Genomic DNA, 16,081 nt, shown 5'->3' with positions numbered 1-16,081 from the left:
TAATAACAAGAGACGTTACCAATGTCCAACTCAATGCGAAAAAAGAAATTCATCCACCCAACCTTACCCTTTATAACAGTCTCCTGGAGCGACGAGACTGACCATTCCTCTGCGGGCTGGACTTATACAATCGAGGGCCTGTACAGCTCCAGTACTTCATTCACTGCTGCAGATGCTAGAGAGGCTGCAGAGTATGAATTATTTAGCCAGAACGGCGAGTTTGTAGAGCAAAAATTAAAGAGCGCAGTAGATCGAGGGGATTTTGAGCTTGCCTTGTCGATCGCTCACCATCGAGGATACTGGGATGGTGTTGCCAACCACAAGGCAAGAATAAAAAAGAGCCTTAAAAGAGCTATAACAAACCTTGAACCGCTACTGCGATAGCTGGCCATGGGACTTATGAGATACGAAGCCTCTTAATCGCTAATTTTTTTCATCGCCCGCTCAAAGTAGCTACTCTTGACCATGGAGTACCATAGCTGGGCAGTACTATATTTCGCCCGATCATAGACCGGCAAACCATTATTATAGAGCTGCCCACCTATCATATAGTGAGAAACACGCAATGTAAAAGAGCCACTCTCGACAATCATATGATTGAGAAGCCCGCCTGTACGCTCTTCACCAATAAAATAGAACACTACGATTGTATTAGCCAGCGACAATTCGCACAGACGCTCAAACGTATTGGCTTCCGGAGGATGCGTTCTAATTACCTCAATAATTATGTTGGGACAACTGGCTCTTGGAAAAAACCGGTTAGCATCCCTACCCGCTAGATCAGGCTGGATATAGGTACCATCGTGGAATGCTATTCGAGCCCCCTCCTCCTTAACCCACCTATAATCACTGGCCGCTCCCGTAGCAAAAACAACTTGCTCTTCGCGAGATTGCGACCCGACTGGAAAGAAATAAGTCAATAGAGTTTTAACCTGCCCAGGCGCCTGAAGATGATCGAAGATCTGCTGGACGCATTTATCATGCGTCGGATCATCTTCACTTCTACCAATTCGACGGCCAAAAGAAGCCCGACCAATTCGACGAAAATGAGGTGTGTCCAAATTTCTGACAGGTACGACTAGCTCATCCTGTTCATTGATCAGCGGCTCAATTTTCATCTTGGCGTATTGCAGGGGGTTGAGAATATCCTGCTCGATGTAAACTTCTTCAGAGATAGTGCCAGTTGCTGCCATCCTTTGCTCCTAATCGATAGATTTCTCAGCGACGAGCCTACAGGACTAGAAGCAATTGAGGAAAAGCCTTTAGCTCCAGGAGCTAGACGCCCTGAGCAATGCGTCGCAAATCCCCTGCTATCGTCGATCCCAGTGCAGCCAATCAACTGGCATCGACGCAAACAAGCGGAGCGCTCAGCCGTGAGGATGAGCGCCCAAAGCGTCAAGATCGATCCATTTATAGCGGGCCTATTTCAAAACTGCCACAGCAGCCGTGCCACACGGCGGAACGCACAAATCAATACAGCGAGCCCTCGATAGAAACTCTCACCATCGACCAAAAAGCCGAGCTCTTGCGCGAGTCTGCAGCGTTCCTCGACAACAGCCCGAACTGATCTGTATCGGCCAAGTCTGCGGCAACCATCAAACGCTCGTTGTCTGCCAGAGCCCGGTGACGCTCAATCTCTGGCGCATAACGTACAAAATAGCGTCGGTGCAACAATTGATGTCGCGATAGCGCCAGGTAAAGCGGAGCGCGCAGGCCGGCTAGGCCGTAGCCGTGAGGATGGAAGCCCGAAGGGCCGAGACAGCCATTCATGGCCAGGCTCGGTTCACGACAGCCGTCCCGGCAGGGCAAGGCAAAACCTTCACGTCATAAGACGCTCCAGGCATACGCTTGCAGGCAACACAACTGCTTCTGATTTAGACCTGGAGTCCTCTATGACTCAGGATCGGAATAACGTCGCTGAACATCAACTGTCGGCAGATGACCGTTATCTTGAAAAGGCTGAATGAACGTGAAAAGTGACGAGCTGTGGATCTGCGACCAGTGTGTAGAAGAGCCGTTCCTTTCGCGCGAGATCGCAACCACGGGCGAGATCGCGGAGTGCTCCTACTGTGAGAGCGAAGGCCAATGCTGGACGATCGAGCAACTGGCGGATCGGATTGAGCAAGCGTTTGCTGAGCACTACGTTCGAACATCTAACGAACCGGATGATTGGCAGCAAAGCCTAATGAGGGATAGAGAGTCGGATTACGATTGGGATCGAGACGGTGAGCCCGTTCACGATGCTATCGCAGGCGCTGCTCGCATTCCCGAAGAGGCGGCTTCAGACGTACTGGAGGTGCTCAGTGACCGGCACTTTGACTTCGACGCGGCGGCTATGGGAGATGAGTGCGAGTTCGACGGCGAATCGCACTACGAGCAAAAGGATTCTAGCGACGTTACCTGGCAGCATGACTGGCAGCATTTCGAAAAAACGCTGAAAACTGAGGCCAGGTACTTTTCTCGGGCGGCGACAGATCATCTCGCAGCTGTTTTCGAGAGGATAGATGAACTCGGCACCTTGGATGGCAAGCCAGTGATTGTGGACGCAGGCCCCGGTGCACCAATTGAATACCTGTTCAGAGCCCGGGTATTCCAATCGGAGGAGCCGCTTAAAGAGGCACTTTGTCGACCCGATCGCCACTTGGGCTCTCCCCCCGCCCGTGCTGCAGCAGCGGGCAGAATGAATGCCCGAGGTATCTCGGTTTTCTACGGAGCCACCTCCGCAGGAGTTGCACTCGCTGAGGTTCGGCCGCCCGTGGGCAGCCAAGTCGCTCTGGCCACCTTCAGGATCATTCGCTCCCTACGCCTTCTAAATCTTTCCGCACTTGAAAATGTGTCTGACGGCGGAAGCGTGTTTGACCCTACGCTGCTCCAACGGCTTGAGCGCGCATCCTTCCTACGATCGCTCGGTAGCAAGATGACGCGGCCAGTGATGCCCGATGATCAGGAGTTCGACTACCTGGCCACCCAGGCAGTGGCCGATTTCCTGGCGACTGAAAATGATCCAACGTTGGACGGTATTCTCTTCAATTCGACACAGTCAGAAGAGGGGGACAACATCGTGCTGTTCCATAAGGCTTCACGCGTGAAGAACATGGATCTACCCGAAGGCACCGAGCTAAGTGCCAACACGATGAGCTGGGACGGTGATGGTTGGTACCCCGACTATTGCGTGCAGGAGAATGTCCCAATCCAGGATGAGACTGAAACCGCTATGACATCAAGCCCTTGGGCTATGAGACTTCATCATATCCATGAGGACGAGGATTATCGCGAGGAGACGCTAGACGTCATTCCGACCTCAGTAGAAGTGCATCACGTTAAGAGAGTGAAGGTGGAAACTGAACCGCACGAGGTAGAGCGCAACCGTCATCAGATGAGCAAGAGCGACATTCTCTGAGCGGCATACTGATACAATCACTGTGAGGGCTATCGTGACGAATTAGCTCTCATTGCACTTATGGAGATCGATCACTTGAGCCGGTTGAGCCGCTTATCAAGAAATCTCTCACACGCCCTTAGTCCCCTTGAAGCTCCTGAGGATCTCCTTCAACTTGTCAACCAACTCGCATACGCCTCTATTAAACATCTTGGGCCAGAGTATAGGATTGAATCGACACAAGAGGGCTTGATAGAAGACCCCATTAGCGCAGACGACATCAACAGACACCTCAACCTGCCGATCCGCTATTTATAAAAAAATTTTGAAGGCTAGAAAACAGAGCTGCTCATTCTGAAGGTATGTATTGACGAAGAGGTCACTGCGCTATCCTAAGGGCCTTTCACACATAACCTTGGAGAGTAGACATAGGATATTTACCGTGACATGGGAGGTCTAAATTATAAATAAAGGCCAAATTTCAGGAAGAATTTCCTGCGCCCACAAACCAGTCAGGTAAAAGGCCATCGTACGCTTCAGACACGAAACGGCTTAGTGCATCACCCTGCTCAGCAGAGGCCTCTCGAACGATTTCTAAAAGCCAGGCTCTTTTATTTTCACGATCTTCAGCATGTGCTGTTTGAAAATGCAAGACGCTTGGAAACTCTATTAAGGGGAAATTGTAATTACCCGAATCGAGCTCACTCCAGTAGGTCGTAAAAAGGTTTTCAAGTAGCCCTCGCCAAAGACTCAGCGGAATATCATACTGCTGCATTGAAATGATATGTGCATCATCATCGTAGATGAGAAATCCTTCAGGCGAATCGAAGCACTGCGTAAGATGCTCCCAGTAAACCTCCTTATGCAGATCGAAAACATCTACAAGATAGTCACCTATATAGTCATTCTGAAACTGACGCTTGTTGACAATATTATGAATATCATCAGGCTTTAATTGAGACAGGACTTCCTTAGCTATCTCAGGAGACAGTGACTTGAGATAGTCATGACGATTTTCTGTCATGTAAAAACGAGTGAACTCCCGATAGTGATCGCTCAAGCTTCGCGGGCCCTCCTGAGTTACAGCTAGACGATAATCAACTCCTACAGGGTCATGTATCAATGATCCTGCCCTTGATACTTCCAACTCCCGAAACGCCTGAATAATTACATTTTTTGCAGGCTTTTCTGCCCATTTGCGCACCATGTTACTAAGTGCCACTGTCGGCAGCCCGAGTGCCCCTAATGCAGAGATCCAGGGCAGCCCTGCTAAAGCCGCAGAAGTCGATGCCACGATGAAAGTAGAACTAGCATCGATACCATCGGCCACATAGGCTGCTACATCGGCATTGCGCTTTTCGAAAAGTGACGATAGCTCATCAACCAGCACTCGCTCTTCTTGACTATATTGCTGGGGCGACAATCCACTGAGTGCCGGCAGAAAATGGCGCCTGATCTCACGCCGAACCGAATCATGCCTGGAGAGAACATCATAGAAGACTTCAGCATCTGCCTCTTCTAAATACGCAAACCGAGTGTCCTGCAGGATGCTCGTAAGGCATTGCTGAAACCTGAGGTTATCCAGAGAAAATTGCTCGTGGCCAGCCGCTAAAACCTGCTGCTCTACCGGTAAACGAGATTCATCGGTCAAAAGCGTGTAGGGGTGTAGCGGCAGGCCATCGGCTATCGCGGCAAATGCGAGTGCCAGCCCAAGGCTGGCAGCCGGAGCAGTCCCGTACTTACGGACAGCCTGATCTATCTCAGCCGCTCCCTGGCTCCACATACTGGGGTGCGCCAGGATCACGGCCCCTCCCCGCCGTACTAAGGACTTGAGCATTAACAGCTCGCAAGCGATCTGAACGACTAGATTTTTGCGGGTTTGGTAGCTCTCGGTCACTAAAACTCGGCTACTAAGCACATCCCAGAGAACAACACGCTCACCGTAAAGCAAACCGAGCTTTATGAACTGATCAAAATCATGCGCAAGGCCGAAGCCAACAGTCTGAACGTGGGTGTCGCCGTACTCGGATGCGGCCTTACGCGCAGCTAGCGCAGTATCACCACTCATTAGCGACGCTAGGTCTGAACGAAGGCTAGTGAGGGCATCGTCAGTTACCCAGTCATGAAGGCAAATCGGTATCCCAGCTTCATTCCAAGTCACCTTCAAATGCCGCTCAAGCAGCTCTAGATAGCCAAGAGTGAAGATTGTCGCCTGATCATTGCTTTGCATCTCGGCCCTCATGGCTCGTACGACTCAAGACCTTGCAGGCACTACTTAATCAGCAGGCTGGTCAGGTAGTGCAGATGCTCATCATCATCTAGCGATACGGCAATGGAGCCAGACTTCGAAAGGTCGACCAGGACAGGGTTGTGGTCGTATTGGTAGGCGATCTTGATCTTGTCGATAGGAGCAGCGCGACCTGCGGTGATTTCCAGCAGCTTCGCCATAGCATTACTCGTCGACGTGATGTCGACCCGGTAGCTGCTCTCGATATCGAAGCTAACAGCCCCCGACACGATGCGCTTAGCCATGACCCTGGTGAACCTCTTATTGCCACGTAGTTGCTCGTAGAATGCCGCAATATTGGGCCTAACCACCTCAAGTGCGAAAGCCCCCCCAATAGCGAGCCTCATCAGCTCCACGAAAGGCTTGAGGTCTTTAGGGGGCATACGCATGCAAATCGAGAAGCGATCTTGCCCTAGCCCCTCAACTGTCATCTCGAAGCTAACGTAGGTTGAGTAGTTGGACTCCACGGTCTCGCCTAGCGGGTTCACGAATGACTGCGTGATATCGCGCTGCTCGTGATACCGAATCGTTGCCCTTCCATCGAGTACTTCAATCGGCTCAAAACCAATTCGGCTCGTCTCATTGAATGGAAGCAGCAGCAGCCCGCGCACCAGCTCCTGAAAGCCAACCTCAGCAGTCAACACCCAAAGCTTTAAGCGCTTCGCCTTCATCTGCCGAGTCCCTTCTCGATGTCATCCAGCGTCTTCTGAGCTGCCTGCTCCAGCTTAGCCTTGAATTTCTCCTCTACCACGGGGCTTGCTCGCACACGATTCTTTGCGTAGCTACCGTTGTGGTAGTTGTAAACACCTTTCACGATGTAAGAGAAGTCACTGTAGGACGCTTGGTTTCCAAATTGAGCTTCGAACTCGACGATCTCTGACCCCACAAGCTTCTCACGCGCTGTCCAGCGGATCTTCCACAAGTAGAACCCATGCCCTTCCAGCTCCAGCAGCTGTTTTGACTCCAAAACACCTTTGCCTTTGAGGGAGGCCTTCTCGATCCTGATGACTTTGTGGGATTTGAGCACCGGTGCCGGGGCCTGACCTTCGCTTAGCTGAGCGCCGGGATCGTGAGGTTGCGAGGATTCTGAGGCTTGTAGGGATGCAGTTGCGCGCGTGATCTCAGATGGGGTTTCTACCTCTATCGATTCCTCGATCTCCAACGCCTCATCACTCAGATCAAGATCGTCATCATCCCGATCACTTGGGTTGAAGGTAGATACGTCGATTACATCCTCGACCACCATATCTCTTAAATTACGAATAAGGTTACGTAAGAATCCTGTCCGGATGGCCGGATCAGCAACCCCAGCTAGCGAGATCGCCCGCGTTGCAACCTCCTCGTCCGTCGCAATTTCAATCTGAGAGTACAGCTGCTCTGTGATCTGCTTGAACTTTTCGTTCATCGGGCCAGTAATCTTCCAGCCACTTCCCTGCTTCTCTATTGTAACCTCAGCAGTTTTTTCAACCACTTGACGAAACTCGGCCTGAGTAAGGTCAAGCTTCTGATATTTGACCGAGAATTTTATTTGATCACCGACTACTGAAACTTCAGCAAGCTCATGCTGGTCATCATTCAGCCATTCTTTCACGGACGCCAAAGCATCTGTAATGGTCTCCTTAGAAACATTACTGGTCACAACAACACTTGTTGTCTTCTCGCGACCTTCACGCCCACCCACAAGGAGAGATATATTGCGATAATCGTGATAGTCGTGAAACAAAGCACTGAATCGCCGAGCTAAAAATTTTCTATCCGACTCGTTGGATATAATAATCCCCCTAGACAGAAAAACTTTTCGCATCTCAGCAGCCGTTAAACTTCTTTGGGTGAGCGCATCATAAATAGCCTTATCAGAAGCATAGAACAAACTACCCATGCGCATATTAACCCCTCCACCCAATTGCTTCTGGCTTATAATTTGGTATTACGTGCTTTATAATATCAAGCTTTATCGCCTGCAACTTATGTAGGCGATGTTCATCATCCCCCCATTCGCTCACATAGCTATTAATAGCCGCATTAAAATTACTAATAATACTAGAGTGGTGGTAGCGATTTGCAACACGTATGCGAATGCTGTGCTTTTTGTCCGCATTCAGCATTTGAAACCGAGAAAGGGCGTCAAATAAATATCTAAACTCGATTTCAGTGGCACCATCGCGCCGATAATAAATCACATAGCCTTCGCCATAGCTTTCCACCGACGTATCAGTTTTCTCGCAAAGGGTTCTGACTGCCTTATGGTGAATAATGAAATACGGAGAGGCGATTAACTCTGCAGTCGCTGCACGCTCCCAATACTCCCCACCCGCCTTATGCATCACCTGATCAGGATAGTAGAATGTGTAGTTATCTTTAGGAAATGTCCCTGCAGCCCTTAGTGAGTCTATATCCACCAAAATAGTATTCAGGTAGTTAATTAATGACGGCTCAACAATATGTATCTGCTGACCGTCTTTGATGCTGAGGCTTTCGCCGTTGTAATCTTTGAAGTGATCGTAGAAATCCTTGTCATATTCATCATCGTGGTTGAAAACGAATAACATTCCTCGGATTTCAATCTTTTCGCGTTTATTAAGGTGGTAGCGGCCCTGCCACTCTGGAGACACACGAGCGCAATCAATGGTTTTCCCTAGGGACTTCAGGGCCTTCTTGATCTCGGCCATTTTGATTGACCCAACCGCGTAGCTCTTCAGGTCGGTATGCAGAATGACACTCTTATTGAGGTACGGATCTGCATACTTGAACACTACGTCACCAGGGTGCGTATGCTCCGTCTTGGTCTTCTGAGGCGCGTGTATTTCTTTCTTCGCACAGACGAAATTCAGGTTGTTGGGGCCAACCTTTTCCCATCGAAAGAAGCTGAAAATATCGCTGGATACGAGCTCTGCGAGCTTCGCAATGTTATCGGTTTCACCGCCTGACATGATCATTCCTGTCGCAAATTGGATGCGCAGAAAGCACGGAGATCGAGCTTGGCGGCTGTCTAGGCCTGGAGCGTGCGTCCTGCTCTATAGATGGCTTCCTGCCATCAAAAGGTATCCCAAAACGTTCACTCAAGCCAACGAGGTTGGTTCAATTGACTGATCAGAAATTCGTGTTTTCGGAGTATTTCGCACGAGGTGACCTTGAACCGCACAAGCTCTACTGGATGCAATCGCGGAAACAGACGGTCATTTTCTGGAAGAGAAGAGCAGCGTAGTGAACGTGGAAATCACGAGCCTGACCAGAGGAAAAACAAAAACGTAAACCTATTTCAGCCCTTTAAATACGGGGGTTCTGGGCGAAAAATGATCACAAACGGAGAGAGTACAGGGGCAAATCAGGAGGCGGGGGTTTACGTTTTGCGTGTGCTAAACATTTTCTTCATAAGGGGTTTACATTTACGAAACGCTCATGGCTATAATGAGATATATCAGCAAGCCGATGAACAGATTAGCTCAGTAACTATGGGGCTTTCAGGCGATGATGAAATTTTCAGGCGGCGCGGCGAGATGACCTTTGACAGGTTTACGCCCTACCAAAAAGAAAATTAACATGGCGGTGAAGCGGTCACACAGCACCACCGCACCACGCTGCAGAGCCGGCACGATCACCTGGGCCAGATGCTGGGCGCGTGCCGCGAACACCAGCAGCAGCTCGGTATCGCTGGCCATGCGTTCGTCACTGGGCGCCAGCAGCAGCTCGCGTACTCGCTCGGCCAGCGGGGTGCCGCCGGGTTCGCGGGTCAGCAGCACATCGACGCCCTGCTCGCGCAACAGCGCCGCCAGGTACTCCCGATTGGTGCTCTTGCCGGCGCCCTCGGGGCCTTCCAGGGTGATAAACAAGCCGCTCACTGGTTGTCCTTATCGCTGTTCTGGGGAGTTGGCGCAGGGCTGGAACGGTAGTCCGCACGGCGCTTCAACTGATATTCACGGACGGCACGGTTGTGCGCGTCGAGGGTTTCCGAAAAGACGTGGCTACCGTCGCCACGGGCGACGAAGTACAGGGTCTTGCCCGGCACGGGGTGCAGCGCCGCATTGATCGCCTCACGGCCGACCAGGGCAATGGGCGTCGGCGGCATGCCGTCGATGGTATAGGTGTTGTAGGGCGTTGGCTCACGCAGATGGGCACGCGTGATGCGCCCCTGGTAGCGTTCACCGAGGCCGAAGATAACCGTCGGGTCGGTCTGCAGGCGCATGCCGGTGGCCAGGCGCCGCACGAACACCCCGGCGATTTCGCCACGTTCCTCGGGCACGCCGGTTTCCTTCTCGATCATCGAGGCCATGATCAGCGCCTCGTAGGGATCCTTGTAAGGCAGAGAATCGGCGCGGTTCGCCCACTCTTCGTCGAGTACCACCTGCAGACGCTTGTGAGCCTGCTTGAGCAGATCCACATCGCTCATACCGCGTACATAGCGGTAAGTATCGGGGAAGAAGCGCCCCTCGGGGTTGAGGCCCGGCAGGCCAAGCTTGGCCATCAGCTCGGCATCGCTCAGCTCACTGAGGGTCAGTTCCAGCTTGTCCTGACGCGCCAGCGCTGCACGCACCTGACGAAAGCTCCAGCCCTCCACCAGGGTCAGGCTGTACTGCACCACTTCACCGCGGCGCCACAGGTCGAGCAGATCACGCGCGCGCAGGTCGGGGGTCAGGCGGTATTCACCGCTGTGCAGCGGCTGGCCCTGCAGGTTGAAGCGCCAGTACAGGCGCAACCACAGTGCACCGTCGATCACACCGTCCGCTTCCAGGCGATTGAGCACGCCACCAGGCGTGGCACCGACAGGCACTTCGATCAGGCGCTCCTCACCGAGCGCCAGAGGCTGCTCGAGGGCGCGGTGCTGTTGCCAGGCCACGAAGCCCAGGGTGAGACCGGCCAGCACCACGGCAATTTCCAGCAGCAACAGTAATTTGCGAATCACGAATCAGCAGTCCAGTAGATGACGAGCAATGCCCTGCAGTTTACGGGTGAGCGGCCCGACCGGCCAGTGACGGCCTTGCAACTCGCGGACCGGCCACACGCCGTACAGGCTGTTGCAGAGAAAGACTTCATCCGCGGCCAGCAGTTCGTCCATCTGCACATCGCCCACCTGGCAGCTGACACCCAGGGCCTGCGCCTGCTCCAGCAGCTCGGCACGCATCACCCCGGCCACGCCGCAGCGGCTCAACTCGGGAGTCGAGAGCACGCCATCACGCACCAGGAACAGATTGCTGAACACCGCCTCGACCACCCGCCCCGACACATCGCGCATCAATCCTTCAGCGTGCTCGGCGTCCTGCCACTCGGCGCGGGCCAGTACCTGCTCCAGGCGATTGAGGTGCTTGAGGCCGGCCAGCAGCGGCTGCTCGGCGAGGCGGGTTTCACAGGGAAACAGGCGAATACCGTTGTCGCCGTGCTGCGGCGGGTAAGCCGGCATGGCGCCAGCCTGAAGGATGTGTCGTGGTGATCCGGCAGATGGAGCGTACCCCCGCTGGCCATCACCGCGGGTGACGATCAGCTTGGCAACGCCCTGCCCCAGCTCGGCACAGAAGGCCGACAGCTCGCTGCGCAGGCGCGCGGCATCCAGATCGATGCGCAGCCGTGCACAGCCTGCCGTAACCCGTGCCAGGTGGCGCTCCAGCAGTACCGGGCGACCGCCCTGCACGGCCATGGTCTCGAACAGGCCGTCACCGTAGGCCAGGCCGCGGTCCACGAGGGGCAGCGACGTGGCCAGCCGGCCATCGACCCAGGTGAGCATCAATCAGCGTACCGGCGGAATACCAGCGAGCCATTGGTACCACCGAACCCGAAGGAGTTGGACAGCGCCACCTCGATCGGCATCTTGCGTGCTTCGTGCGGCACGAAGTCCAGGTCACAGCCCTCGTCCGGCTCATCCAGATTGATGGTTGGCGGTGCTACCTGATCACGCAGCGCCAGCACACTGAAGATCGCCTCCACCGCCCCCGCTGCACCCAGCAGGTGACCGGTCATCGATTTGGTCGAGCTGACGGCAAGGGCGTGAGCATGATCGCCGAACACCGACTTGATCGCCGCCACTTCGGCCTTGTCGCCAGCCGAGGTCGAGGTGCCGTGGGCGTTGATGTATTGCACGTCCGACGGCTGAATACCGGCATCGCGCAGGGCGTTGGCCATGCAGCGCGCCGCACCGGCACCGTCTTCGGGTGGCGAGGTCATGTGGAAGGCGTCGCCACTCATGCCGAAACCGATCAGCTCGGCGTAGATGGTCGCGCCACGGGCCTTGGCGTGTTCGAGCTCCTCGAGCACCAGTGCTCCGGCGCCGTCGGACAGCACGAAGCCATCACGTCCCTTGTCCCACGGGCGGCTCGCCTTGGTCGGCTCGTCGTTGCGGGTGGACAGTGCGCGAGCCGCTCCGAAGCCGCCCATGCCCAGGCCACAGGCAGCCATTTCGGCACCACCGGCGATCATCACGTCGGCCTCGCCATAAGCGATGTTGCGCGCCGCCATGCCGATGCAGTGGGTACCCGTGGTACAGGCGGTGGCGATGGCGTAGTTGGGGCCCTGCAGACCCAGGTGGATCGACAGGAAACCGGAAATCATGTTGATGATCGAGCCAGGCACGAAGAACGGCGAAATACGCCGCGGCCCTTGCTCCTGCAACGACTTGCAGTTGTTCTCGATGTTGGTCAGGCCGCCGATGCCGGAGCCCATGGCCACACCGATACGATCACGATTGGCGTCGGTGATTTCCAGGCCGGCATCGCGCGCCGCCTGAAAGCTGGCCGCCAGACCGTACTGAATGAATAGGTCGAGCTTGCGCGCCTCTTTGGCGGACAGATACGGCTCGACATCGAAATTCTTTACCGAACCACCAAAGCGAGTGGAAAAGGCGGAAAGATCCGTGTGTTCGATCAGGCCGATGCCACTGCGGCCGGCCAGAATGCCCTGCCAGCTGCTCGGCACATCGTTACCCAGCGGCGACAACATGCCCATACCGGTAACCACGACGCGTCTACGCGACACAGCAATCTCCTCTTATCAGGTTTTTCGACGCCTCGATGCACCTGGCAAGCCTTTGCCCAGGCATTGATCATCTGGCGATTGGCTCGGCGTGCAGTTTCACCCGAGCGAAAAAACGCCGCTGGCGTTTCTCTTGAATCTACAGCGAGCCGTCAAAGAAAAGCCGCACGCCTTTACAGACGTGCGGCTTTTCCAATTCGGGAAGCGACGAACTGCTTACTGAGCGTGAGCAGTAACGTAGTCGATTGCTTCCTGAACAGTGGTGATCTTCTCGGCTTGTTCGTCCGGGATCTCGGTCTCGAATTCTTCTTCGAGAGCCATCACCAGCTCAACGGTGTCAAGAGAGTCGGCACCCAGGTCTTCAACGAAGGAAGCGCTGTTGGTTACTTCTTCTTCCTTCACGCCCAGTTGCTCGGCAACGATTTTCTTGACGCGTTCTTCGATGGTGCTCACGTGTTGTCACTCCTATTGGACAAATCCAGCCAGCTGGTTGTGCCGGCAAGTGTATAGAAAGGGTTTTCGGCTTTTCAAGCTGAAAGCCGATGGCGGCCACGGAAATACCTCGACGACCCTTCATGCAAACCAGCAATTTTGCTACCAAGTTTGTATCGGATCGAAGACGTTCGCCGATGGCATCGCCCGTATTCAGCTCATGTACATCCCGCCGTTCACAGGGATAGTAGCCCCTGTGACGTAAGCTGCACCATCGGAAGCGAGGAAAGAAACCACGTTAGCGATCTCTTGCGCCTGCCCCAAACGGCCCAGCGGAATCTGTGTCAGCAGCGCTTCGCGCTGCGCTTCCGGCAATTCACGGGTCATATCGGTGTCGATGAAACCCGGTGCCACCGCATTGACGGTAATCGAACGCGAACCAACCTCACGGGCCAGCGCACGACCGAAACCTTCGAGGCCAGCCTTGGCCGCTGCGTAATTCACCTGGCCGGCGTTGCCCATGGCACCCACCACCGAACCGATGTTGATGATACGCCCGAAACGCGCCTTGGTCATGCCGCGCAGCACAGCCTTCGACAAACGATAGAGGCTGTTGAGGTTGGTATCGATGACGTCATACCACTCGTCGTCTTTCATGCGCAGCATCAGGTTGTCGCGGGTGATGCCGGCATTGTTGACCAGCACCAGAACCTGACCGAAATCCTTCTGGATCTTTTCCAGGGTGGCCGCGACGGATTCGTCGTTGCTCACGTTGAGCATCAGGCCAGTGCCTTCGATGCCGTTTTCCTTGAGGGTAGCGGCGATGCGCTCGGCACCGGCCTCGGACGTAGCGGTACCGATGACCACGGCACCCTGACGACCCAGCTCCAGGGCGATCGCCTGGCCAATGCCGCGGCTTGCGCCAGTGACCAGTGCAACCTTACCTTGCAGACTCATAGCATTCTCCTAGTTCAGGCCAGTGCGGCGCGCGCAGCGGCAAAGGCCTCGGGGGTGTCGAGGTTGTGCGTGTTGACGCCCTTGACACAGCGCTTGTTCAGACCCGAGAGCACTTTGCCCGGGCCGCATTCGACCAGATCGGTGACACCGTGCTCGCCAAGGCGAACCATCGACTCGACCCAGCGTACCGGGCTGTACAACTGAGCCAGCAGGTCGCGCTTGAGGGTGTCCAGATCGGCCACCACATCGGCGCTGACGTTCTGCACCAGCGGGATCTGCGGCGCCTGCCAGGCGATGGCGGCGACGGATTCGGCGAAGCGCTCGGCAGCCGGACGCATCAGCTCGCAGTGCGACGGCACGCTGACCGGCAACGGCAGCGCACGCTTGGCGCCACGGGCCTTGCAGGCCTCGACGGCGCGAGCCACGGCGGCCGCGGAACCGGCGATGACCACCTGACCAGGCGCGTTGTAGTTCACCGCGCTGACCACTTCGCCCTGTGCAGCTTCAGCGCAGGCAGCCTGCACGTCGGCATCTTCCAGACCGAGGATCGCTGCCATACCGCCCTGCCCGGCCGGCACGGCCTGCTGCATCAGCTGACCACGCAGTTCGACCAGTTTCACCGCTTCGGCGAAGCCGATGGAACCGGCAGCGACCAGCGCGCTGTACTCACCCAGGCTGTGCCCGGCGACGAACGCGGGGCGCGCGCCACGTTCCGCCAGCCACAGACGCCACAAGGCGATGGAAGCAGCCAGGATCGCCGGCTGGGTCTTGTCGGTCTGATTGAGCTGCTCTTCCGGGCCCTGCTGAGTCAGTGCCCACAGGTCATAGCCCAGGGCGCTCGAAGCTTCGCCGAAGGTATCGAGGATCAGCGCGTGCTCTGCGCCGTGTCCGGCCAACATGGTCAGCGCTTGCGAGCCCTGACCGGGAAAGACGAATGCGAGGGATGCAGACATGGAACGGTTCCCTTAGTGATCTTCTCGTCGAAAATTAACGCTCACCCTTCGGCAAGCGCTCGAAAACTGAAATTTTGGATGGCTGCCCATCGCAAGTGGTCACATATTACGGATCAAGTGCTCGATCCGACCACTCAGTCGCTGCGGCAAATTCTCCCGTACATCGGTCATTGCCCGGCGAATGGCGCTCTTTATACCATCCGGCCCGGCACTGCCGTGACTCTTCACCACGATGCCCTGCAAGCCGAGAAAACTCGCACCATTGTGCCGCGCAGGCGCCAGCTCGCCACGCAGACGACGCAGCAGCGGCAACGCCAGCAGACCCGCCACGCGCCCCAGCAGCGTGCTGCGAAACAGCGCCTCGAACCGCGACACCATCATGGTCACCAGCCCTTCGCTGGACTTGAGCAGCACGTTACCGACGAAACCGTCGCACACCAGCACATCGGCATCGCCGCGATACAACCCGTCGCCCTCGACGAAGCCGACATAGTTGAGCCCCTCGATGCCTTCGAGCAGCGCAGCGGCCTGCTTGACCTGCTGATTGCCCTTGGTTTCCTCGCTGCCGACATTGAGCAGACCCACCCGCGGCGACGCCATGCCCTGCACCTCGGCAGCCACCGCCCCCATGATCGCGAACTGACAAAGATGCTCGGCCGTGCAGTCGACGTTGGCGCCCAGGTCGAGCAGATGGCAAACGCCATTGCGACTCGGAATGGCCGCGATCATCGCCGGCCGGTCAATACCCGGCAGGGTCTTGAGCACATGCCGCGACAGAGCCATCAGCGCACCGGTATTACCCGCACTCACGCAGGCATGAGCCCGCCCATCACGCACCATTTCCAGGGCCACGCGCATGGAGGAGTCCGGCTTGCCGCGCAGGGCCTGGCCTGGACGCTCGCCCATATCGATTGACTCGGCAGCATGCTCGATGCGCAGGCGCGAGTGATCGACACCGGGAATTCCAGCGATCAGGGTTTCGATAAGGGGGGCTTGGCCAACGAGGACCAGATGCAGCGAGGGGAACTCGGCCAGACAGGCGACGCTGGCTGGAACAATGCAGTGGGGACCGAAGTCCCCACCCATTGCATCAATCGCGATGATCGGAGCGGACAA

15 protein-coding genes and 1 pseudogene are annotated in these 16,081 nt (G+C 55.6%); 2 read left to right on the top strand and 14 right to left on the bottom strand.

Annotation, left to right across the window (positions count from 1 at the left end; translation table 11 throughout):
• Positions 1-21 precede the first annotated feature (21 nt).
• Positions 22-384 carry a hypothetical protein gene (locus FHR27_RS04305; RefSeq protein ID WP_179537890.1) on the top strand — a complete coding sequence of 121 codons (363 nt, stop codon included), beginning with the start codon at positions 22-24 and terminating at the stop codon, positions 382-384.
• Positions 385-416: 32 nt separating this feature from the next.
• Here the strand turns inward: FHR27_RS04305 and FHR27_RS04300 are convergent, their stop codons facing one another.
• Together FHR27_RS04300 and FHR27_RS04295 are read right to left on the bottom strand one after the other, a co-directional pair.
• Positions 417-1,193, bottom strand: coding sequence for a hypothetical protein (locus FHR27_RS04300; protein ID WP_218878444.1), 777 nt, complete (start codon positions 1,191-1,193; stop codon positions 417-419).
• 277 nt (positions 1,194-1,470) lie between these two features.
• Positions 1,471-1,770, bottom strand: coding sequence for a hypothetical protein (locus FHR27_RS04295; protein WP_179537889.1), 300 nt, complete (start codon positions 1,768-1,770; stop codon positions 1,471-1,473).
• Positions 1,771-1,963: 193 nt separating this feature from the next.
• Here FHR27_RS04295 and FHR27_RS04290 point away from each other — a divergent pair, with 193 nt between their 5' ends.
• Positions 1,964-3,400 (top strand): RES family NAD+ phosphorylase, encoded by a 1,437-nt coding sequence (locus FHR27_RS04290; RefSeq protein ID WP_179537888.1) that lies wholly within the window; start codon positions 1,964-1,966, stop codon positions 3,398-3,400.
• A gap of 460 nt (positions 3,401-3,860) precedes the next feature.
• On the opposite strand, the gene FHR27_RS04285 is transcribed toward FHR27_RS04290, so the two are convergent.
• The 12 genes and pseudogenes from FHR27_RS04285 to plsX form a co-directional block, all read right to left on the bottom strand.
• Entirely contained in the window at positions 3,861-5,609 is a 1,749-nt protein-coding gene (locus tag FHR27_RS04285) for a hypothetical protein (RefSeq protein WP_179537887.1), read from the bottom strand.
• A gap of 41 nt (positions 5,610-5,650) precedes the next feature.
• Positions 5,651-6,337 carry a hypothetical protein gene (locus tag FHR27_RS04280; protein WP_179537886.1) on the bottom strand — a complete coding sequence of 229 codons (687 nt, stop codon included), beginning with the start codon at positions 6,335-6,337 and terminating at the stop codon, positions 5,651-5,653.
• Entirely contained in the window at positions 6,334-7,551 is a 1,218-nt protein-coding gene (locus FHR27_RS04275; RefSeq protein ID WP_257026811.1) for a hypothetical protein, read from the bottom strand. Before FHR27_RS04275 ends, FHR27_RS04280 begins: the two co-directional genes overlap by 4 nt.
• Before the next feature lies 1 nt (position 7,552).
• Entirely contained in the window at positions 7,553-8,596 is a 1,044-nt protein-coding gene (locus FHR27_RS04270) for a hypothetical protein (RefSeq protein ID WP_179537885.1), read from the bottom strand.
• Positions 8,597-9,207: 611 nt separating this feature from the next.
• Positions 9,208-9,505, bottom strand: a pseudogene (tmk, locus tag FHR27_RS04265) (dTMP kinase); the annotation flags it as partial.
• Complete coding sequence (gene mltG / locus FHR27_RS04260; RefSeq protein ID WP_042556694.1) at positions 9,502-10,566, bottom strand: endolytic transglycosylase MltG; 1,065 nt, start codon at positions 10,564-10,566, stop codon at positions 9,502-9,504. The gene mltG and the pseudogene tmk, both read right to left, overlap by 4 nt.
• Before the next feature lie 3 nt (positions 10,567-10,569).
• Positions 10,570-11,382, bottom strand: a complete 813-nt coding sequence (gene pabC / locus FHR27_RS04255) for an aminodeoxychorismate lyase (protein WP_042556695.1) — start codon at positions 11,380-11,382, stop codon at positions 10,570-10,572.
• Positions 11,382-12,626 (bottom strand): beta-ketoacyl-ACP synthase II, encoded by a 1,245-nt coding sequence (fabF, locus tag FHR27_RS04250; RefSeq protein WP_179537884.1) that lies wholly within the window; start codon positions 12,624-12,626, stop codon positions 11,382-11,384. The genes pabC and fabF overlap by 1 nt, the downstream gene beginning before the upstream one ends.
• A 213-nt stretch (positions 12,627-12,839) precedes the next feature.
• Positions 12,840-13,076, bottom strand: coding sequence for an acyl carrier protein (gene acpP / locus FHR27_RS04245; protein ID WP_003245177.1), 237 nt, complete (start codon positions 13,074-13,076; stop codon positions 12,840-12,842).
• Positions 13,077-13,268: 192 nt separating this feature from the next.
• Positions 13,269-14,012: a 3-oxoacyl-ACP reductase FabG gene (gene fabG, locus FHR27_RS04240; protein ID WP_042556697.1), complete on the bottom strand. Its 744-nt coding sequence runs from the start codon at positions 14,010-14,012 to the stop codon at positions 13,269-13,271.
• Positions 14,013-14,026: 14 nt separating this feature from the next.
• Positions 14,027-14,965 carry an ACP S-malonyltransferase gene (fabD, locus tag FHR27_RS04235; protein WP_179537883.1) on the bottom strand — a complete coding sequence of 313 codons (939 nt, stop codon included), beginning with the start codon at positions 14,963-14,965 and terminating at the stop codon, positions 14,027-14,029.
• A gap of 99 nt (positions 14,966-15,064) precedes the next feature.
• Entirely contained in the window at positions 15,065-16,081 is a 1,017-nt protein-coding gene (gene plsX, locus FHR27_RS04230; RefSeq protein WP_179537882.1) for a phosphate acyltransferase PlsX, read from the bottom strand.

Source organism: Pseudomonas flavescens (genome assembly GCF_013408425.1).
Taxonomy (GTDB): Bacteria; Pseudomonadota; Gammaproteobacteria; order Pseudomonadales; family Pseudomonadaceae; genus Aquipseudomonas; species Aquipseudomonas fulva_A.
The sequence above is the reverse complement of the archived record's forward strand: the minus strand, read 5'-3'. Positions and strand labels throughout refer to the sequence as shown.